The sequence below is a fragment of the Pseudomonas sp. Pseusp15 genome, from assembly GCF_059492165.1.
The window spans coordinates 5,275,575-5,296,041 of the sequence record NZ_CP168523.1 but is presented as its reverse complement, the minus strand read 5'-3'; the positions used below and the strand labels follow the sequence as shown (position 1 = coordinate 5,296,041).

Here is a 20,467-nt window from a genome sequence, read left to right as displayed (position 1 = left end):
CATGGAAACCCGAGCCCATCACGTATTGATCGGCCTGTTCACCGTCATAGTGGTGGCAGGCGCCCTGCTCTTCGGTCTGTGGCTGGCCAAGTCCAGCGTCGACACCGAATTCAAGGATTACGAAATCGTCTTCAACGAGGCGGTCAGCGGTTTGTCCAAGGGCAGCGCCGTGCAGTACAGCGGGATCAAGGTCGGCGACGTAGTGACGCTGCGCCTGGACCCGAATGATCCGCGCCGGGTGTTGGCGCGGATCCGCCTGGGCGGCGATACCCCGATCAAGGAAGACACCCAGGCCAAACTGGCGCTGACCGGGATCACCGGCACCTCGATCATTCAGCTCAGCGGCGGCACGCCGCAAAGTCCGACACTCAAGGGCAAGGGCGGCAATTTGCCGACCATCGTGGCATCACCCTCGCCTATCGCCCGTTTGATGAGCGACAGTAACGATCTGATGACCGGTGTGAACGTGTTGATGCAGAACGCCAATCAGATGTTTTCTTCGGAAAACGTCGAGCGCATCAGCAAGACCCTTGAGCATCTGGAGCAAACCACCGGCATCATCGCCGACCAGCGCGGCGACATCGGCCAAGCCATGCAGCAACTGGCGTCGATCAGTAAACAGGCCTCCGCCACACTCGAACAAACTGCTGGGCTGATGCGCAACGCCAACAGCCTGCTCAACGATCAGGGCAAGCAGATGTTTGGCAGTGCCGAGCAAGCCATGAAGTCCCTGGAACGGAGCAGCGCGACCATCAACTCATTGCTCACTACTAATCAGGATTCCCTCAACAACGGCATGCAGGGCCTCAATGGCCTGGCGCCGGCAGTGCGTGAGTTGCGCGACACCTTGAGCTCGCTGCGCACCATTTCCCAGCGGCTTGAGGCCAACCCCAGCGGTTACCTGCTGGGCAGTGACAAGAACAAGGAGTTCACGCCATGAAGCTGATCCCGTTAGCCTTGACTGTCGGTTTTGCCCTGACCAGTGCCTGCTCCATTCTGCCCAAGTCCGAGCCATCCGATGTCTACCGGTTGCCCTCGGCCCAGAGCGGCGCACCGGCCAATCACAGCACGGCGCTGCACTGGTCGCTGCGGCTGGCCAAGCCGCAGACGAGCGAAGCCTTGAACAACCCGAAGATCGCCGTGATCCCTCAGGGTGACCTGATCAGCAGCTACAAGGCTTCCCGCTGGAGCGACCCGGCGCCGGTGCTGCTGCGCAATCGTCTGCTCGATGGTTTCCAGCGTGACGGTCGGGTGCCGTTGCTCAGCACCGATGACAGCAATTTGCAGGCGGACCTGGAGCTGGGCGGCAACCTGCAGGCGTTCCAGACCGAATACCAAGGCACGACGGCGAGCGTGGTCGTGCGGCTGGATGCATTGCTGGTGCGTGGGTATGACCAGCGCATCCTCGCCAGTCGGCGCTTTGAAGTGCGTCAGCCGTTGAGCGATGTGAAGGTGCCGGCGGTGGTCGCCGGGTTCGGCCAGGCCAGCGACCAGTTGACGGCGCAGGTGGTGGCCTGGACGGTGGAGCAGGGTCAGAAAGTCGTGCCGCCGCTGAGGCCCTGAAGCCACCGCTGAACCCTGTGGGAGTGGGTTTGCCCCCACAGGGTTTTCGTTTAGCCGAAGAACCAGTAGCAAACCCCGATGGCCCCCAGCACCCCGCCAAGCTCCGCCAGCAGCGCACAGCCCACTGCATGCCGTGCACGCTGGATGCCCACCGCGCCGAAATACACCGCCAAGACATAGAAGGTCGTTTCGGTACTGCCCTGGATCGTTGCCGCCACCAGCGCCGGGAAGCTGTCCACCCCCTCGGTCTTCATGGTTTCGATCAGCATTGCCCGGGCGGCACTGCCGGAAAAGGGTTTGACCAATGCGGTCGGCAAGGCATCGACAAAGCGCGTGTCCCAACCGGCCCACGCCACTAGGTGACGAATCCCGTCCAGACCGAAATCCAGCGCTCCGGATGCTCGCAGCACGCCCACGGCGCAGAGCATCGCCACCAGATACGGCAGCAGGTTCTTGGCGACGTCGAAGCCTTCTTTGGCGCCTTCGACGAATGCCTCGTAGACCTTCACCTTGCGTAATGCGCCGATGATCATAAACAGCATGATCAAGCCGAACAGCGTCACGTTGCCGAGGACCGATGACAGGCTCGCCAGCGCGGTCGCCGAGAGCGTCGCCAGCAGTGCCATGAAGCCGCCAAGGGCGAGGGCGCCGGGAATCAGGTATGCCAGCACTACCGGGTCCCAGATGCGCAGGCGTTGCATGAACGCTACGGTCAGGAAGCCGACGATGGTTGAGCAACTGGTGGCGAGCAGGATCGGCAGGAACACCAGCGTCGGATCGGGCGCGCCTTGCTGGGCGCGGTACATGAAGATCGTCACGGGCAGCAGGGTCAGGGAGGAGGCGTTGAGCACCAGGAAGAGGATCTGCGCGTTGCTGGCGATCGTTGCACTGGGGTTGAGCTCTTGCAGCGCCTTCATGGCTTTGAGGCCGATCGGTGTGGCGGCGTTGTCCAGGCCCAGGCCGTTGGCGGCGAAGTTCAGGGTGATCAGGCCGATGGCGGGATGGCCGGCCGGCACTTCCGGCATCAGGCGCAGGAACAGTGGCCCCAGCGCCTTGGCCAGCCACTCGACGATCCCGGCCTTCTCGGCGATCCGCAGAAAGCCCAGCCAGAGGGTGAGGGTGCCGAACAACAGGATCATGACCTCGACCGACAATTTGGCCATGGCGAAAATACTTTCCACCATCGCCGCAAAGATCCCGGCGTTACCACCGATCAGCCACTGCGCCAGCGCCGATACGGCTGCCACGATGAAGAAGCCAAGCCACAGGCCATTAAGCATCAGTCAAATCCCCCGGAAGATGCGGCGAATGATAGCGGGGTAGGCAGAAACGACAAACCCCGGATTTCTCCGGGGTTTGTTGGGGGCTCTTGTGGGAGCGGGCATTAGTTGCTGGAGGTTTCACCAACCGGCAGCTTTTCCTTGCTGCGCCAGTGCGGCAGGGAGTTCCAGTAGCGCTGGCCCTTGGCGTCGTCGTACATGCCTTCCCAGCGCGAGATGACCAGCACGGCCAAGGCGTTGCCGATCACGTTCAGCGCGGTGCGGGCCATATCCATGATGCGGTCGACACCGGCGATGAATGCCAGGCCTTCCAGCGGAATACCGACGCTGCCCAGAGTGGCCAGCAACACCACGAAGGACACACCCGGTACGCCGGCGATGCCTTTAGAGGTGACCATCAGGGTCAGCACCAGCAGCAGTTGCTGGCTGATCGACAGGTCGATGCCGTACAGCTGGGCAATGAAGATCGCCGCGATGCTCTGGTACAGGGTCGAACCGTCGAGGTTGAACGAGTAGCCGGTCGGTACCACGAAGCTGCAAATGGCTTTCGGCGCACCGTAGGCTTCCATCTTCTCGATCACGCGCGGCAGCACGGTTTCGGAACTGGCGGTGGAGTAGGCCAGGACCAGCTCATCCTTGAAGATGCGCATCAGCTTGATCACCGAGAAGCCGAACAGGCGAGCGATCAGGCCCAGCACCACGAAGGCGAAGAAGGCGACGGCGAAGTAAACCAGGACGACCAACTTGGCCAGTGGCAGCAGGGAGGCGAAGCCGAAGTTGGCCACGGTCACCGCGATCAGTGCGAACACGCCGATCGGGGCGTAGTTCATGATCATGTGGGTGACTTTGAACATGCTTTCCGACACGCCCTGGAACATCTTCACCAGAGGTTCGCGCAGGTCCGATTGCAGGCTCGACAGACCGAGACCGAACAACACGGAGAAGAAGATGATCGGCAGCATCTCGCCGCGCATCATGGCCGCAAAGATGTTCGACGGGATCAGGTTGAGGATGGTTTCGATGAACGCGTGTTCATGCTGAACCTCGGCAGCAGTGGCCTGGTACTTGGAAATATCCACGGTACCCAGGGTGCTCATGTCAATGCCGCTGCCCGGATGGACCACGTTGGCCAGCACCAGACCGACCAGAATGGCGATGGTGGTGACGATCTCGAAGTAAATGATGGTCTTCAGACCGATACGCCCGAGTTTTTTCGCGTCCCCAACGCCAGCGATGCCGACGACCAGCGAGGAGATTACGATCGGGATCACGATCATCTTGATCAGACGGATAAAGATATCGCCTGCTGGTTGCAGGACGTTGCTGATCCACCAGGCCTTTTCAGCGCTGAAGTGGTTGAGCAGTGCACCTATTGCTATCCCCAGAACCAGACCGATGAGGATCTGCCAGGCGAGGCTAAGCTTTGCCTTCTTCATATCTTTACCCTTACTTGCGTTTGACTCAGGCCGATGCATGAACTGCAACGCTCAATGGCGAAGCCGTCTTGCACCAACCCCCGTATAAGGTCCCCGCGAGCGAGCATTTACAGCTCTCTGGCAGCGAAAAAGGCGCAACTATTCCGATGCGGGGAAGCGCCGTCTAATGCCGTAAACGCCTACCCTATGCCGAATCGGCATGAGATTTTTCAACTGAAACCCACGTCCCAGCCGGTTCGAATGCGACATTTCGGCAGGTATAAGTGCCGTGAACCGGCCATTTCAGCGCCGGTTGATGTTTTTTTGAACCAGTGAAAATTTAGGAGATGTCCTACGTTCGACTGCGATTTTTCTTCTCATGAAAGTCAGAGCTTTCTCGATATACGGTCACGAAGAAACACCGCGAAACGGTTTTGCGGGGAATATGCAGCAAGAACATATGAGCAGAATGCTCTAGATCAACGTTTTGCACGTTGAAGCTCTCCGCAAGTCCGTCGAGCCACGCTAGGCCGACGAACTTGCGTCGCAGCTTCACCTGACCCGGCCCTTGCGCGGCTACTCCCTGTACCCGTAGGTCACTCCGACCCTGAAGCAGTCAGAACGTCCCGACCCCTTGGTCATGCGTCTACCGTCCTCGGGTAGCGCAGTGGAAAGAAGCGTGAGGCCTCTTTCGTGTTTCGAACTCAATACCGGCGTGGATCTTTCTTCAGTCGCGCCATCCACATCTTCTGCATGCCTTCGTCCGGTTTACCGAGTAAGCGGTAGTCGGCATGTCGCGTGGGTGGCCGCGATCGTCATGGCACTGCCGCCCAGAAGCAGGGCGGCCGCCAATGTCTTTAACCAAAACACACATATCAACCTCGACCGCGACGGCCAAAGAAGAAGGAAGCAATGAACATCACCAGGAATACGACAAAGAGAATCTTGGCGATACCCGTGGCGGTGCCCGCGATACCACCGAAGCCCAATACTGCAGCGATGATGGCAATGATCAGGAATGTGATTGCCCAGCTCAACATGGTGATTCTCCTTACGCTTCTATTTAAGGATGTTGCTTGTGGTGCATTTCCCGGCGCGTTGAGCGCGCCAAGTTCGTTTGCTTAAAACACCCAACGTTCCTGGGAGGGCATCTCGTCCACAGGCCGGGCCTGGTCGACGCCCATCATTCGTATTGAGGCGTTGTCAGCCGGGTTGCTGCTGACGGCGCTGAAGTGGCTTTGGGGGGGATGTGGAATCGAAAGGTGCACTGGCGCCGGTTGCTCGCTCTGCTCCCAACGCATGTACTGCTGGCCACCAATCAGGGTGATCAACAACGCCAACAGGGCAAACAAGCCTTGCTGGACATGCAGTGGCGAAAGACGCAATTGGGCGGCACTTTGGCGATTCATCCTGAAGTTCCTCCCATACGGGTAGTGATCTTTGGCGGGCGCTGGTTCATTAAATGCCCTGATTACCTAGACCATTGCAGCCTGCATGCCAGCTTTAATAAAGAATAAATACGATAGAAATCAAAAGGTTATTGTGTTTGTAGAAAACGTTTTAGACGCATCCTGCACGATGATCCGTTTGCAGTCGTGCGTAATGCACGATGAGTTCGCAGGCACTTTCAATATTTTTGGAATTGCGGGGAGGGCGTAGATGTCAGAAAGGGACGCAGGCAATCGCTGAAAGAATGGTCTGTAAATAAAAGTTCAAATAAATCAGCGTATTAGCTGCACTCTGAGTAGATAGATAGCCTGTTGTGGCTGGAATCGACCAGAATCAATCATGCAACTTGCCCGATTTTTCCGGGACTAACCAAGAACACCTATTAAAGGAGCGTAGGAACATGGAATCAGCCACTGAGCATCAAGGCCGCATTCTGCTGGTGGACGACGAATCCGCCATCCTTCGAACCTTTCGCTATTGCCTCGAAGACGAAGGCTACAGCGTGGCCACCGCGACCAGCGCTGCTCAGGCCGAAGCCTTGTTGCAGCGTCAGGTTTTCGATCTGTGCTTCCTCGATTTGCGCCTGGGTGAAGACAATGGCCTCGATGTGCTGGCCCAGATGCGAATTCAGGCGCCCTGGATGCGTGTGGTGATCGTCACCGCTCACTCGGCCGTAGACACTGCCGTGGATGCAATTCAGGCCGGTGCCGCCGACTATCTGGTCAAACCTTGCAGCCCCGATCAGTTACGTCTGGCCACCGCCAAACAGCTGGAAGTGCGGCAACTCTCGGCACGCCTGGAAGCCCTCGAAGGTGAAGTGCGTAAACCCAAGGAGGGGCTGGACTCCCACAGCCCGGCGATGAAAGTGGTGCTTGAAACCGCCCGCCAGGTCGCCAGTACCGACGCCAACATTCTGATTCTCGGAGAGTCTGGCACCGGTAAAGGTGAGCTGTCACAGGCCATTCATGGCTGGAGCAAACGCCAGAAGAAATCCTGCATCACCATCAACTGCCCCTCCCTGACAGCGGAATTGATGGACAGTGAACTCTTCGGCCACAGCCGTGGCGCGTTCACCGGTGCCAGCGAAAGCACCTTGGGGCGTGTCAATCAGGCTGATGGCGGAACGTTGTTTCTCGACGAGATCGGCGATTTTCCCCTGACTTTGCAGCCAAAGTTGCTGCGTTTCATCCAGGACAAGGAATACGAGCGTGTGGGTGACCCGGTGACCCGTCGCGCCGACGTGCGAATCCTCGCGGCTACCAACCTCAACCTTGAAGACATGGTCCGCGACGGGCGCTTTCGTGAGGATTTGCTCTATAGGCTGAACGTCATCACTTTGCACCTGCCGCCGCTTCGCGAACGCAGGGAAGACATCCTGAACCTGGCTGACCGTTTCCTGGCGCGCTTCGTCAAGGAATACTCGCGTCCGGCCCGGTGTTTCAGCGACGAGGCCCGCGAGGCGCTGCTCAGCTACCGCTGGCCCGGCAATATCCGCGAGCTGCGCAACGTGGTGGAACGGGCGAGCATTATTTGTCCGCAGGAGCGGGTCGAGATCAGCCACTTGGGCATGGCCGAAGCTCCGACCAACAATACGCCACGCATTGGCGCCGCGTTGAGCCTGGATGAGTTGGAGAAAGCCCACATCGGCGCGGTCCTTGCCACCGCCGATACCCTGGATCAGGCGGCCAAGACCCTGGGTATCGACGCCTCGACCCTGTACCGCAAACGCAAGCAGTACAACCTGTGAGCTGCACCCGATGAAACTGGCGATGACATTGCGCACCCGGTTGTTCCTGAGTATTTCAGCCTTGATCACCGTGGCGCTGCTCGGGCTGTTGCTCGGGCTGGTCAGCGTGATGCAGATGGCTGGTACGCAGGAGGCCCTGATCCGTGACAACTTCGTCAGGCTGGATCTGGGATTGAAGCTGCGCCAGACCCTGGGTGATCAACTGATCATCATGCTCGGCGAGAAGCCTGATCCCGCGGCGCTCGAGGCATCCCGACAGCATTACCTCGAATTGCTCGATGAAGGCATTGCTCGCGAGCCGTCCAGCGAGGGCGCCCAGTACGGTTTCAAAAAGGCCAAGGCTGATTACCAGAGCTTTCTGCAGGCCTACGATCTTTCCCGCGATACGGCACAGGTGCTCACTGGGGGCGGGGATCTCACGGAAAAATTCAACACGCTGCGCAACGGTTTGATCGCCGAACAGAAGCGCGCGCTGGATAACATCAGTGAAACCGAACGCCAGGCCCGGGACCGCGCGTTGCTGATTGCCGGCCTGCTCGGGTTGATCGGGGTGGGGGTGCTGTTCATCGGGTTCATTACCGCCCATGCGATCGCCCAGCGTTTCGGAGCTCCGATCGAGGCCCTGGCGGCGGCCGCTGACAACATCGGCCAAGGCAATTTCGAAGTGACTCTGCCGATTTCCTCCGCAGTGGAAATGAACCAGCTGACCCGACGCTTCGGAATCATGGCCGAGGCCCTGCGACAGCACCAAGCCACTAATATCGACGAGCTACTCGCCGGACAGCAGCGTTTGCAAGCAGTGCTCGATAGCATCGACGACGGTTTGCTGATCATTGATCGTCAAGGTCAGCTCGAGCACCTCAACCCGGTGGCTCAGCGCCAGTTAGGCTGGGACACCGAGCGTCTCGGCCAAGGGCTGGGCACGGCACTTGAGCGTCCCGAACTGGATGAACAACTGCACCTGGTGCTGCGCGGCGGCACCCTGGAGCGAGTGCCGGACGACCTGAGCATCGAGGTTGACGGGGAGTCGCGATTGCTGACGTATAGCCTGACACCGGTTAGCCATACCCAGGGGCATATTCTCGGCGCCGTGATGGTGTTGCATGACGTCACCGAACAGCGTGCCTTCGAACGGGTGCGCAGCGAGTTCGTCTTGCGTGCTTCCCATGAGTTACGCACGCCAGTCACCGGGATGCACATGGCATTCGGCCTGTTCCGCGAGCGGGCGCATTTTGCCGAGGATTCCCGTGAGGCCGACTTGCTGAACACCGTGAATGAAGAAATGCAGCGCTTGATGCAGTTGATCAACGACCTGCTGAATTTCTCTCGCTATCAGAATGGCCTGCAAAAACTCACCCTGGCGCCGTGCTCCATCAAAGATTTACTGGAGCAGGCCCAGGCACGCTTTGCCGGCCCGGCGCAGGAGAAGGGCATTGAGCTGTTGGTGGAAGTGCAGGGAACGTTGCCACGGCTGCAAGCCGATCAGGCGCAACTGGAGCGGGTGCTCGATAACCTGATCGACAACGCCTTGCGTCATACCTCCCGCGACGGGCTGATTCGTTTGCAGGCTCGACGTCATGGGGAGCGGGTGATTATCAGTGTCGAAGACAACGGCGAAGGCATTGCCTACAGCCAGCAAGGAAGGATATTCGAGCCTTTTGTTCAGGTCGGCCGCAAGAAGGGCGGCGCCGGGCTCGGTCTGGCGCTGTGCAAGGAGATCGTGCAGTTGCACGGTGGGCGGATGGGCGTGTATTCACGGCCGGGGCAGGGTTCGCAGTTCTACATGGCGCTGGCGGTATAAGCCTGAACCCTCTCAGTCTTCGTCATCCAGACGCCGCGTTGCCTGTCGGCGGCCACGGGTAATCAATTCGATGAATTGCACAGCGCTCAATGGGTGCGCGAACAGCCAGCCCTGACCGAACTTCACCCCCTCGCTGCTCAGAAACTCTGCCTGGGCTTCATGTTCGATGCCCTCGGCAATCACCTTGAGTTGCAGGGCCTGGGCCATGCGAATGATGTGCGGTGCCACGCCGCTGCTGGCGGCGTCATGACCCAGCGCGTCGATAAATGCCTTGTCGATTTTCAGGCAGTCCACGGGCAGTGTTTGCAGGTAGGCGAGGCTGCAATAGCCAGTGCCGAAGTCATCGATCAGCACCTGATGCCCGACATCGCGCAAGGCCTGCAGGTTTTCTCTGGCCACCACGACATCAACCAATCCGCGCTCGGTCACCTCAAAGGCAATCTGTCTGGCGGCTACACGGTGCAAGGCCAGCAGGCGCGCCATCACCTGACCGATACGCGGCACCATGACGTCGCAGGCCGCCAGGTTGACCGAGATATACAACTGCGGATTGGCGCGCAACAGTTGTCCGAGCTGTTCCAGCAGGCGCTGTAATACGAAATCAGTCATCTGGCGGATCTGGCCGGTGTTTTCCGCCATGGGAATGAACAGCTCGGGGCTGGTCAAGGTGCCGTCCGGCCTTCGCCAGCGCAGCAAGGCTTCGGCTCCGACACAGTTGCGACTGTCGAGGTCGAAGATCGGTTGATACAACACCTGCAATTCGCCTCGTTGTATCGCGCCGTGCAGTTCGGCATCCAGTGATTGACGCTGGCGCACCAGCAGAAACACCAGAATGCCTACGCAGGCACTTAGCGCGAGGCTGGCCGGAAGCAGCCACCACCAAACGGCCGGCACATGCATCCCGGTACGCGGGGTGATCAGCACCAGTTGGTATTCGGGAGTGTTGGTCGGCATTCGGTAAATCAGGCGGGTAGGGGTGACTTGCAGTGCATCGTGATTTTTCGGGGGCCAGGGTTGCGTCGGGGGCCACTCCTGCTCGGCACCGAGCACGGGAATCGCGCGGGTGTCGTGGTCGAGCACCACCAGCAGGCTGCTCCCCGGAGACAGATCAACCATGTCGGTCAAATGCCCGCGAGACGTAGCCACCCGGAAATTGCCACGCCCCAGCATCAGTGCGGCGCGGTTCTCATCGGGTTCGGTGGTGGTGTTCAACCAATAGCTGTAGGTGGGGCCCTCGATGTCCGGTGGCCGGATCACCGACAGCCCTTCCTGGCGGGGGCGGTTGGAGCAGATTCCTGAAGCATCCATGTAAGCGGCTTCGTAAACGAAGCGGTAATTGAAGCTGACTTGCTGCAATGTGGCGATCATTTCATCGTCGCAGCCCCGCAGCGGTTGAGCTTCAAGGTCATCGAGGCTTTCGCGCAGTTGCCCGAACAGCTGCTCCAGACGGACCAGAAAGCGCTCCCCCTGGGCGTTCATCTCCTGGCTTTCGTTGTCCTCGACCTGATGCATCGCAATGAACAGACTGCCGGTCATCAGCAGCGTGGCACTCAAGGCAGCCGCCAGCGTCGCCAGAAACCAAGGGCGATAGAACCAGCTACGCAGCTTCTCTCGAGCAGCCGTCATCATGGAATATCCGAAGGATTACCAATGAGTTATAGCTGCTGATTGGGAAAAGACCCTGACCGTCGGGCGGGCGTCATTATTTTGTCTGGTTCAACACCTGGAGAAGCGCCGCGGTTTGCGCGTCCGGCGTGCCGTCGAAACGGGACGGGCGAAAATGCAGCTGAAAAGCCGCCAGCACATTGCGTGTCGCTGCATCCAGTTCGCCGGTTTGTGGCGTGGCGTAGCCCAGGCGGGCAAGTTGTGCCTGAAACCAACTGATGCTTGGCAGCTGCACGGCGAACTGCGCTTGCTGACGCGCCACGGCCTGCTCGTTCGGCCAGATTCCCAGGCCTTCGGCCGCCAGGCGTTTCCAGGGGAACAGCGGGCCAGGGTCGAGCTTGCGCATGGGGGCGATGTCGCTATGGCCGATGATATGGCGAGGGCTGATGCCCTGGCGCTTGCTGATGTCCTTGAGCAGAAAGATCATCGATTGGACCTGGGCTTCGCTGTAGGGATACCAGAGACGCCCGGTCGGGGTGTCCTGGAAGCCCGGATTGACGATTTCGATGCCAATGGAACTGGAATTCAGCCAGGTCCGGCCTTGCCATTGGCTTTCGCCGGCGTGCCAGGCTCGAAGATTTTCATCCATCAGCTTATAGATGGTGGCGTGCTCGTCGTCGCCGATCAGGTAGTGGCTGCTGACTTCGCCATGGGTCAGCAATTGCAGCGAGTCCTCCAGGGATGCGGAGGTGTAATGCATCACCACGAACTGAATACGGCTGTCGTGATTGACTGAAGGGTGGCTGGTGTCAATCCGGGGACCGCTGGCGCAACCGGCTAATACAAGCAGCGAAGCAATAAGAGCAAGAAATTTCATGGTGGAGGCAATACACGCGAGACGATAATGCAACAGTGTAACGTATTGCCTTGCGCGCCGACCGCAAAAGCGCGCCTTTAAACAAAATGGAACAATTAACGGTCAGCCCAGTTCTATCCGGTTACGGCCGGTATTTTTCGCGCGATATAGCGCCTGATCGGCTCTTTTAAGCACCAGGTCGCTATGTTCGCCCGGTCTGAAGGCGGTCAGTCCCATGGAAATGGTGATAGTGACTCGCTCGCCCTTGAAATGGAACGGGCAAGCTTCGATCGATGCGCGCAACGTTTCCAGCAGTTTCGCGCCGACCATCGGCGCCGTGGCAGGCATCAACAGCACAAACTCCTCACCGCCAAACCTGGCTATGAAGTCCGTCCCGCGCAGACGCTTGCGCAGCACACTGGCGATGATTTTCAGCACCTTGTCGCCCGCCAGATGGCCGTAGTTGTCATTGATGCGTTTGAAATGGTCGAGGTCGAGCATCGCCAGCAACAGGGTATTGCCGTGTTGTTGCCATTGACTGATTTCGTGGTCCAGCCGTTCGCTCCAGGCCGCTCGATTCGGCAGGCCGGTCAACGGATCGATCAAAGCCTTCTGGCGCTGTTCTTCGAGGTGCTCGCGGTAGCCCAGCGCTTCCTGCTCCATGTGGGCCACCCTTTCAGCCAGGCTTTGCAGGCGGGCAGCGACTTCCTGCTCGCGCTCGTCGCGTTGCTTCTGGTGCTGGTCCATGGTGCCGAGCAGGCCTTCGAGATGGTCTTCCAGCATGTGCTTGAGGTCATCGAGGTCCGCCGCGTCCTGCATGCTGCTTTGCAGGCCGTCGACTTGCTCGCGAATCTGCGTGTCCATCACTCGCGCGGCAGAGCGGTTGTCGGCGTGGCCTTCGCTGGCGGCTTGCAGGTTGCTCTGAAATGATTCGAGGCGTTCGTTGAGTCGTTGCAGATAGGCTTCGAATTCGTGTTGGCCGCTGTCGGTAATGGCCAGCATTAATGTTGCCAGATCATCGAGGATGGGTAGCAGTTCGTACCAATTCAAGCCGTTTTGAAGACGATTGCGCATCGCTTCGGCTTGCGGTCGATGGCGTTCGGGCAGCGTCAGGTCGTCGAGAAGGCCCAGCAGAGTGTCTTCGATGTGCTTGGCCACAGAGCTGTAGGACGGTTCCGGCGAGTCCGGCAGGGCATACAGAATGTCGTGTTCTGACGTTTGCGGATCGCTGGCCTCCGGGATCAGTTCATCCGGGTTGATTGCCGGCGGAGCCTGGGTGGCTGGTACGGCGATCGATGGAGCCGGCTCTTGCGGGTGTTCGAGGTTCGGCTGGATTTGTGGCTCCGGGGCCTGGCTGCTCGTGGCCTCTGGCTCCAGGATGGGCGGGGCGAACGCCACGACTTCGGCTATGGGGGCCGTTGTTGCTGTGGGAGCCGGAGTGTCCACGGGTTCAGCGGGCGCAGCGGCGGGCAGGGCAGCTTCAACGGTTGGCATTACCGCTTGCGGTTTGTTGGCGGCTGGCGCGAGATTGACCGTCGCGAGTGGGAGTTCGGCCAGTGGAGCTGCAACCGGCTCGACAGGTTGCGGTGCAGGCATTGGCAATTCGGGGGCGGCGATCTGTGGCGCAGCCTCGTCTGCATCCCGGCTACCGAACAGGCGCTGCAGAAAACCCGGACGACCCGGTTCCACAGGGTTCTCCAACAGGCTCAAGGCTTTGCCTTGCAAGCCGCTCAGTTCGCTGAGCAGCAACGGGATTTCGCGAGCCTGGCCGACACGTCCGTTCAGCTGCTTGGCGAAACTCTTCAGTGGCTGGCTCACTTCCCGTGGCAGTGGCAATGCTTGCAACTGGGAGACCAGCGCCGTCAGTGCGGCGCTGACTTGATCAACCCGGGTTTCCCGGCGCTGCTCGGAGTCGAGCACGGCTTTTTCCAGGCGCGGCAGCAAGGCTGCCAGGCCGGCGTCCATGTCGTCCGTGCGTACGACTTCGCGCATTTCCTTCATGCATTGGTCAACGGCGCGATCGGTACCTTCGGCTGCCAGGGTGCTGCGCACCAGCCCGCGACGCAGCAGGTCGAGCCGGGCGTCCCATCGACGTTCGAGCTTTTCCTGTTGTTCGATGCTTTTGAGGTATTTCTCTTTCCAGCGCTGTGCTTCGTCGCTCATTCAGGCAGGACTCAACGCGGGGAATGCATCGGCCGTGAGCGAGCCCGGCAGACGAATCTCTACCGCGACCGGCAGGTGATCGGAAATGGGTTGTGCCAGCACCTCGACCTTTTCAAGCGTCAGGGTGGGGCTGAGCAGAATGTGGTCCAGACAGCGCTGTGGGCGCCAGCTGGGAAAGGTCGCTTCCATCTGCGGCGCGAGCAGGCCTAAATCGCGCAGCGGGGAATGTTGCAGCAAGTCACCGGCGTGGGTATTCATATCGCCCATCAGCACCTGGTGCTTATAACCGCCGATCAACTCGCGGATGTAAGCCAGTTGCATGCTACGGGCGCGAGCGCCCAGCGCCAGGTGCATCATCACCACCACGAGCGCCTCCGGACCTTCGCCGAAGCGCACCAGAATGGCCCCGCGACCCTTGGGCCCCGGCAGCGGATGATCCTCGATCGCCCACGGGCGCAGGCGGCTGAGCACGCCATTGCTGTGCTGGCCGAGATGACCGAGATTGCGATTGAGTTGTTGATACCAATAAGGGAAGGCGCCGAGCTGCGCCAGGTGTTCGACCTGATTGACGTAGCCCGATCGCAGGCTGCCGCCATCGGCTTCCTGCAAGGCGACCAGATCGAAGTCGCCCAGCAGATTGCCGATTTTTTGCAGGTTGTCGGCACGCCCGGTGTGCGGCAGCAGATGCTGCCAGCCGCGGGTCAGATAGTGCCGATAACGCTCGGTACTGATGCCGACCTGGATATTGAAACTGAGCAAACGCAGACGGCTGTCCACGGGCAACCCCGTTGATTCCAGGTGATGCTCGTTGACCCGCGGGTCGTGCAGGCCAACGATGCGTTCAGTTCCCCAGCGGCGCATGGCGGTCGCCGCGCTTAGTTGGCAACGGCCTTGGTTGCCGCTCGCTCTTTGGCGACCAGTTGGTCAGCCAGTTTCAACGCTTGTTCGGCGCCGCCGGCAGAGCCGATGTCAAAGCGATACTTGCCATTGACGATCATGGTAGGCACGCCGGAGATTTCATATTTCTTGGCAAGCTCTTTGGCTTTGTTGATCTGGCCCTTGATGGCGAAGGAGTCGAAGGTGGCCAGGAATTTTTCCTTGTCTACACCTTGGGTCGCCAGGAAGTCCGCCATGTCTTCTTTGTCGGTCAGTTTCTTGTGTTCTTTCTGGATTGCGTTGAACACCGCAGCGTGAACCTTGCTCTCGACACCCATGGCCTCAAGCGTCAGGAACATCTGGCCGTGGGCATCCCAAGGGCCGCCAAACATGGCCGGGATACGTACGAAATTCACGTCGGAAGGCAGCTTTTCAACCCATGGGTTGATGACGGGTTCGAAGGCATAGCAATGCGGGCAGCCGTACCAGAACAGCTCCACGACTTCGATCTTGCCAGGCTCGGCCACCGGGACCGGGTTGCTCAGTTCGACATAGGGCGCTTCAGGTTTTTCGGCGGCTTGGGCAGTCATGCCGAACAGGCTGGCAGCGACGAGTGCGGCGCTGATGATCAGATTACGCATGCTTTACTCCTGGACAATTTGGGCGCCTCGCGCGACCTGTTTTCAGACAGATTCCGGCGGGCTTGAGTTCTGTAGTGTAACGGCAGCGGCCACAAAAAAGGGCAGCCAAAGCTACCCTTTTTATGTTTGCATCGACGGATTAATCGAGAGTTAACGTTGCAAGAGATGTACATCACTCACAACGCTCGATCACAGGCCTTAGTGCAAGCCTTGAATATAGCTGGAGACGGCGGCGATATCTTCGTCGCTCAGCTTTTTAGCGATGCTTTGCATTGGTTTGGTGTCGCCGTCGTTGGTCCGGCCACCTTCTTCTTTTCTGAATTCGGTCAATTGCTTGCCGACGTACTGAGCATGCTGGCCGCCCAGGTGCGGGAAGCCGGCAGCTGCGTTGCCTGCGCCATTGGGCGAGTGGCAGCCGGTGCAGGCTGGCAGCCCTTTGGCCAGGTCGCCGCCACGGAACAGTGCTTCACCGCGAGCCACGATTTTCGGGTCGGCGGCACCGACGCTGCCTTTCTGGCTGGCGAAGTAGGCGGAGATATCGGCCAGGTCCTGATCGCTGAGGTTGGTCAGCAGGCCGGTCATTTCCAGTACCGTGCGTTTGCCGGACTTGATGTCGTGCAGCTGCTTGTTCAGATAACGCTCGCCCTGGCCTGCCAGTTTCGGAAAGTTAGGCGCCATGCTATTGCCATCCGGGCCATGACAGGCGCCACATACTGCGGCTTTCGCCTGACCAGCAGTCGCATCACCTGCAGCATGGGCAATACCGGAGATCCCCACGGTCAACAGCAGACTCACGATCAATTTGTTCATCAGCTAATCCAACTACGGCTAAGGGTTAAAGAGTTATGGACCGGGTTTACTCGCTCATCCACTGGATGATGGCTCGGTAATCCTCGGCACTGCAGTCCATGCACAAACCACGCGGCGGCATCGCCTTGAAACCCTGGGTCACGTGTTGCACCAGCGTCTCCATACCTTTCGCCAACCTCGGCGTCCAAGCTTCCTGATCGCCCCTGCGGGGCGCCATGGGTAGTTGGCCGGAATGACAGGCACCACAAACACGGTTGTACACAGCTTCCGGATCCTGTGTAGCCTGAGCGCTGTAAAGCGGCATCAAGACACCGGCAGCTAGCAGCCATTTCGTCATAAAACGACCTTTTCAGGGTTGAGAGCGTGCTGCGTTCTAATGCGCAATCAAGGTCAATCGCTCTCGTGAACTTCATCCTACGCTGGGACAAAGCGCACACAAAATCTGCGGCATTATATACTGGCGTCACTGAAACGGAAACGACACTGCTTGCCGCGTCCATTCCCGGCGCCGCCCACATCGGAAATCCCATGCAACTCAAGAATCCCATCCTCGGCCTGTGCCAACAGTCCACCTTTATGCTCAGCGCCGCCAAAGTCGACCAATGTCCCGACGACGAAGGCTTTGAAGTGGCCTTCGCCGGGCGTTCCAACGCCGGCAAGTCCAGCGCGTTGAATACTCTGACCCACGCCAGCCTGGCGCGGACCTCGAAAACACCGGGTCGCACACAGCTGTTGAACTTCTTCAAGCTAGACGATGAACGCCGTCTGGTCGACCTGCCAGGCTACGGTTATGCAAAAGTACCGATCCCGTTGAAGATGCACTGGCAGCGTCACCTGGAAGCCTATCTGGGTGGCCGTGAGAGTTTGAAAGGTTTGATTCTGATGATGGACATCCGTCATCCAATGACCGACTTCGACCTGTTGATGCTCGATTGGGCCGTCGCCAGCGGCATGCCGATGCATATTCTGCTGACCAAGGCCGACAAACTGACCTACGGCGCGGCAAAAAACACGCTGCTCAAGGTTCAATCGGAAATCCGCAAGGGTTGGGGCGATACGATCACTATCCAGCTGTTTTCGGCCCCCAAGCGCATGGGCCTGGAAGAAGCCTACACCGTGCTGGCGGACTGGATGGAGTTGGCGGACAAGGGTGCCGAGGCTGCCGAGTAAGTCTCTCGAGGCCAATTGGCAGGCAAAAAAAACCCCGGACTTCGTATGGGGAGGGAGAAGTTCCGGGGTTCAAGTTCCGGACCGCTAGGGCGGGGTCCAGATATCTGCCAACACTTAACACAACATAGGAGCATCGAAGGGCTTCACCAGCCATTCAGTATCTCTGAGTGGCGGTTCGCGGATTTAGTTCAGACTATTTTCAAAATCCTTTGGAAATAATCACTGTCGTTTTTCGCTCTATAGCCCTTCGTCATGTGCTGCGGCGCCAGGCCGCAGCACAAACGTCTTTTCAGGTGGCTCAGTGCGCCTCATCCCAGTTGTTGCCTGCGCCCACCTCAACCAGAAGCGGTACGTCCAGTTGTGCGGCGTTGCTCATGTGCACGCGAATCTCCTCGCGTACCTGGTCGACCAGGTCCTCACGCACCTCGAGCACCAATTCATCGTGTACCTGCAGGATGACTTTGGCGTCCAGGCCTGACGATGCCAGCCAGTTGTCCACCGCCACCATGGCTTTCTTGATGATGTCCGCCGCGGTGCCTTGCATCGGGGCGTTGATCGCCGTGCGCTCGGCAGCTTTACGCAGGGCCTGGTTTTTCGCGTTGATTTCCGGCAAGTACAGGCGACGACCAAAGATGGTTTCGACGAAGCCTTGCTCGGCGGCCTGGGCGCGCGTGCGCTCCATGTACTGCAGCACGCCGGGATAACGGGCGAAATAACGGTCGATGTAGGCCTGGGACTGTTTGCGGTCAACGCCGATCTGCTTGGCCAGGCCAAACGCGCTCATGCCGTAGATCAAGCCGAAGTTGATGGCTTTCGCGCTTCGACGCTGATCGTTGGTGACCGCATCCAGCTCGACGCCGAACACTTCTGCGGCCGTGGCCCGGTGGACGTCGAGGTTGTTGCGGAAGGCATGCAGCAAGCCTTCGTCCTTGGCCAGGTGCGCCATGATCCGCAGTTCGATTTGCGAGTAATCCGCGGCCAGCAGTTTGTAGCCTTTCGGCGCGACGAACGCCTGACGAATCCGGCGACCTTCGGCGGTACGGATCGGAATGTTCTGCAGGTTCGGGTCGATGGACGACAAACGCCCGGTGGCTGCGACAGCTTGCTGGTAAGACGTATGAATGCGCCCGGTGCGTGCGTTGATCTGCTCTGGCAAACGGTCGGTGTAGGTGCTTTTGAGCTTGCTCAGCGAGCGGTATTGCATCAGCACCTTGGGCAGCGGGTAGTCCTGTTCTGCCAACTCGGCCAGCACGGCTTCGGCAGTCGACGCCTGACCCTTGGCGGTTTTGCTGAGTACAGGCAAACCGAGCTTTTCGTAGAGAATCACGCCCAGTTGCTTTGGCGAGCCAAGGTTGAATTCTTCACCGGCAATGGCAAAGGCCTCACGCTCAAGGGCGACCAGTTTCTCGCCCAGCTCGACGCTCTGGATGCCCAGCAGGTTGGCGTCTACAAGCGCGCCCTGGCGCTCGATACGGGCCAGGACCGGCATCAGCGGCATTTCAATCTCGTTGAGCACTTTGACCAGGCTTGGCGTCGCGGCCAGTTTTTCCTGCAATACCAGATGCAGGCGGAAGGTGACATCGGCGTCTTCGGCGGCATAGGGACCCGCCAGCTCAAGGGAAATCTGGTCGAAGGTCAGCTGTTTGATGCCTTTGCCCGCAATCTCCTGGATGTCGGTCTTGCTTTGGCCCAGGTACTTGAGCGCCAGGCTGTCCATGTCGTGGCGGGTGGCCGTTGAGTCCAGTACGTAGGACTCGAGCATGGTGTCGTAGGCAATACCCTGAACAGTAATCCCGTTGTTCTGATCGCCACCGATGGCGCAATTGGCGAGGATATTGGTGTCGAACTTCGCATGTTGGCCGACTTTCAGTTTATTCGGGTTTTCCAGCAGCGGTTTCAACGCCAGCAGCACGGTGTCACGGTCCAGTTGTTCCGGTACGCCCATGTAGGAATGGGTCAGCGGAATGTAGGCTGCTTCGTTGGCCGCGACAGAGAACGACAGGCCTACCAGTTGCGCGTGTTGGGCATCGCTGCCGTTGGTTTCGGTGACGAAGGCGATCAGCGGCGCCTTGTCGAGTTTGTCCAGCCAGGCCTCGAAGCGCTTCTGGTCGAGGATGGTTTCGTATTTCGCTTCGGCGGCACCCGGCTGCTCCTGGGCGACCTCGACGATGTCCTGACCCGAACGCTTGGCGTCGCGCTGGTTCTCTTCGAACCAGCTCTTAAACTCCAGCAGGGAATAGAGTTCGGCAAGCTTGTCGTGATCCGGTGGGGCCATCTGCAGATCGTCGAGGCCGATGTCCAGCGGCACGTCGATCTTGATGGTTGCCAATCGGTAAGAAAGAAAGGCCATTTCCTTATGCTCTTCGAGCTTGGCCGGCAGGGTCTTGGCGCCGCGAATCGGCAGGGTCGGGACGATATCGAGCTGCGCATAGAGCTCGGTCAGGCCGCCATTCACGCCAACCAGCAGGCCGGAAGCGGTCTTCGGACCGATACCCGGAACGCCCGGGATGTTGTCGGACGAATCGCCCATCAACGCCAGATAATCGATGATCTGCTCGGGAGCGACGCCGAATTTCTCCTTCACGCCTTCCACGTCCAGCGCGCTACCGGTCATCGTATTGACCAAGGTAATGTGCCCGTCGACCAGTTGTGCCATATCCTTGTCACCGGTGGAAATCACCACCGGACGGTCGGCGGCCGCGCTGCTGCGGGCCAGGGTGCCGATCACATCGTCCGCTTCGACGTTGTCCACGCACAGCAATGGAAAGCCCAAGGCCTTGACGCTGGCGTGCAGCGGCTCGATCTGGACCCGCATATCGTCAGGCATGCTTGGGCGGTTGGCCTTGTATTCGGCGAACATCGCGTCGCGGAACGTCCCGCCCTTGGCGTCGAACACCACGGCGAACGGGCTGTCCGGGTACTGCTTGCGCAGACTCTTGAGCATGTTCAACACGCCTTTGACCGCTCCGGTCGGCAGGCCTTTGGACGTGGTCAGCGGAGGCAGCGCGTGAAAGGCGCGGTACAGATAAGAAGAACCGTCCACCAGGACGAGGGGGGCTTGGCTCATGAGCAGGATCAACCTTTTCGGCGG

17 protein-coding genes and 1 pseudogene are annotated in these 20,467 nt (G+C 59.4%); 5 read left to right on the top strand and 13 right to left on the bottom strand.

Translation table 11 applies throughout. The features are described 5' to 3' along the window. The first annotated feature begins 1 nt into the window (after position 1). Entirely contained in the window at positions 2-940 is a 939-nt protein-coding gene (locus ACEN8R_RS23865) for an MlaD family protein (RefSeq protein WP_018927287.1), read from the top strand. After that, positions 937-1,563 carry an ABC-type transport auxiliary lipoprotein family protein gene (locus ACEN8R_RS23860; protein ID WP_018927286.1) on the top strand — a complete coding sequence of 209 codons (627 nt, stop codon included), beginning with the start codon at positions 937-939 and terminating at the stop codon, positions 1,561-1,563. Before ACEN8R_RS23865 ends, ACEN8R_RS23860 begins: the two co-directional genes overlap by 4 nt. A gap of 50 nt (positions 1,564-1,613) precedes the next feature. On the opposite strand, the gene ACEN8R_RS23855 is transcribed toward ACEN8R_RS23860, so the two are convergent. The 5 genes and pseudogenes from ACEN8R_RS23855 to ACEN8R_RS23835 form a co-directional block, all read right to left on the bottom strand. Beyond that, positions 1,614-2,843 (bottom strand): nucleoside recognition domain-containing protein, encoded by a 1,230-nt coding sequence (locus ACEN8R_RS23855; protein WP_018927285.1) that lies wholly within the window; start codon positions 2,841-2,843, stop codon positions 1,614-1,616. A gap of 104 nt (positions 2,844-2,947) precedes the next feature. Further along, a complete protein-coding gene (gltP, locus tag ACEN8R_RS23850; RefSeq protein WP_018927284.1) occupies positions 2,948-4,279 on the bottom strand; it encodes a glutamate/aspartate:proton symporter GltP in 1,332 nt (443 codons plus the stop codon). Positions 4,280-4,962: 683 nt separating this feature from the next. After that, positions 4,963-5,067: pseudogene (locus ACEN8R_RS23845) on the bottom strand (inhibitor of vertebrate lysozyme family protein); the annotation flags it as partial. A 66-nt stretch (positions 5,068-5,133) separates the two neighbouring features. Further along, the gene (locus ACEN8R_RS23840) at positions 5,134-5,298 is read right to left on the bottom strand and encodes a DUF1328 domain-containing protein (protein WP_003177151.1); all 165 of its coding nucleotides are present in this window, start codon (positions 5,296-5,298) and stop codon (positions 5,134-5,136) included. A gap of 81 nt (positions 5,299-5,379) precedes the next feature. Continuing rightward, the gene (locus ACEN8R_RS23835) at positions 5,380-5,667 is read right to left on the bottom strand and encodes a hypothetical protein (protein WP_018927283.1); all 288 of its coding nucleotides are present in this window, start codon (positions 5,665-5,667) and stop codon (positions 5,380-5,382) included. A gap of 440 nt (positions 5,668-6,107) precedes the next feature. Between ACEN8R_RS23835 and algB the strand changes: the two genes are divergently transcribed. After that, entirely contained in the window at positions 6,108-7,454 is a 1,347-nt protein-coding gene (gene algB / locus ACEN8R_RS23830) for a sigma-54-dependent response regulator transcription factor AlgB (RefSeq protein WP_018927282.1), read from the top strand. A 10-nt stretch (positions 7,455-7,464) separates the two neighbouring features. After that, the gene (locus ACEN8R_RS23825) at positions 7,465-9,255 is read left to right on the top strand and encodes a KinB sensor domain-containing domain (RefSeq protein ID WP_018927281.1); all 1,791 of its coding nucleotides are present in this window, start codon (positions 7,465-7,467) and stop codon (positions 9,253-9,255) included. A gap of 12 nt (positions 9,256-9,267) precedes the next feature. On the opposite strand, the gene ACEN8R_RS23820 is transcribed toward ACEN8R_RS23825, so the two are convergent. The 7 genes from ACEN8R_RS23820 to ACEN8R_RS23790 form a co-directional block, all read right to left on the bottom strand. Then, complete coding sequence (locus ACEN8R_RS23820) at positions 9,268-10,884, bottom strand: EAL domain-containing protein (RefSeq protein WP_018927280.1); 1,617 nt, start codon at positions 10,882-10,884, stop codon at positions 9,268-9,270. Between the two features lie 73 nt (positions 10,885-10,957). After that, positions 10,958-11,737, bottom strand: coding sequence for an N-acetylmuramoyl-L-alanine amidase (locus tag ACEN8R_RS23815; protein ID WP_018927279.1), 780 nt, complete (start codon positions 11,735-11,737; stop codon positions 10,958-10,960). Positions 11,738-11,839: 102 nt separating this feature from the next. After that, a complete protein-coding gene (locus tag ACEN8R_RS23810; RefSeq protein ID WP_018927278.1) occupies positions 11,840-13,879 on the bottom strand; it encodes a diguanylate cyclase in 2,040 nt (679 codons plus the stop codon). Continuing rightward, positions 13,880-14,740 carry an endonuclease/exonuclease/phosphatase family protein gene (locus ACEN8R_RS23805; protein WP_007940704.1) on the bottom strand — a complete coding sequence of 287 codons (861 nt, stop codon included), beginning with the start codon at positions 14,738-14,740 and terminating at the stop codon, positions 13,880-13,882. 14 nt (positions 14,741-14,754) lie between these two features. Next, positions 14,755-15,396: a thiol:disulfide interchange protein DsbA/DsbL gene (locus ACEN8R_RS23800; RefSeq protein ID WP_018927277.1), complete on the bottom strand. Its 642-nt coding sequence runs from the start codon at positions 15,394-15,396 to the stop codon at positions 14,755-14,757. 198 nt (positions 15,397-15,594) lie between these two features. Further along, positions 15,595-16,206 carry a c-type cytochrome gene (locus ACEN8R_RS23795; RefSeq protein WP_007940706.1) on the bottom strand — a complete coding sequence of 204 codons (612 nt, stop codon included), beginning with the start codon at positions 16,204-16,206 and terminating at the stop codon, positions 15,595-15,597. A 46-nt stretch (positions 16,207-16,252) separates the two neighbouring features. Next, positions 16,253-16,543: a c-type cytochrome gene (locus ACEN8R_RS23790; RefSeq protein WP_019020904.1), complete on the bottom strand. Its 291-nt coding sequence runs from the start codon at positions 16,541-16,543 to the stop codon at positions 16,253-16,255. Positions 16,544-16,734: 191 nt separating this feature from the next. Between ACEN8R_RS23790 and yihA the strand changes: the two genes are divergently transcribed. Then, positions 16,735-17,376, top strand: a complete 642-nt coding sequence (gene yihA, locus ACEN8R_RS23785) for a ribosome biogenesis GTP-binding protein YihA/YsxC (protein ID WP_007940707.1) — start codon at positions 16,735-16,737, stop codon at positions 17,374-17,376. A 298-nt stretch (positions 17,377-17,674) separates the two neighbouring features. Here the strand turns inward: yihA and polA are convergent, their stop codons facing one another. Continuing rightward, a complete protein-coding gene (polA, locus tag ACEN8R_RS23780; protein ID WP_495624391.1) occupies positions 17,675-20,443 on the bottom strand; it encodes a DNA polymerase I in 2,769 nt (922 codons plus the stop codon). Positions 20,444-20,467: the final 24 nt, after the last annotated feature.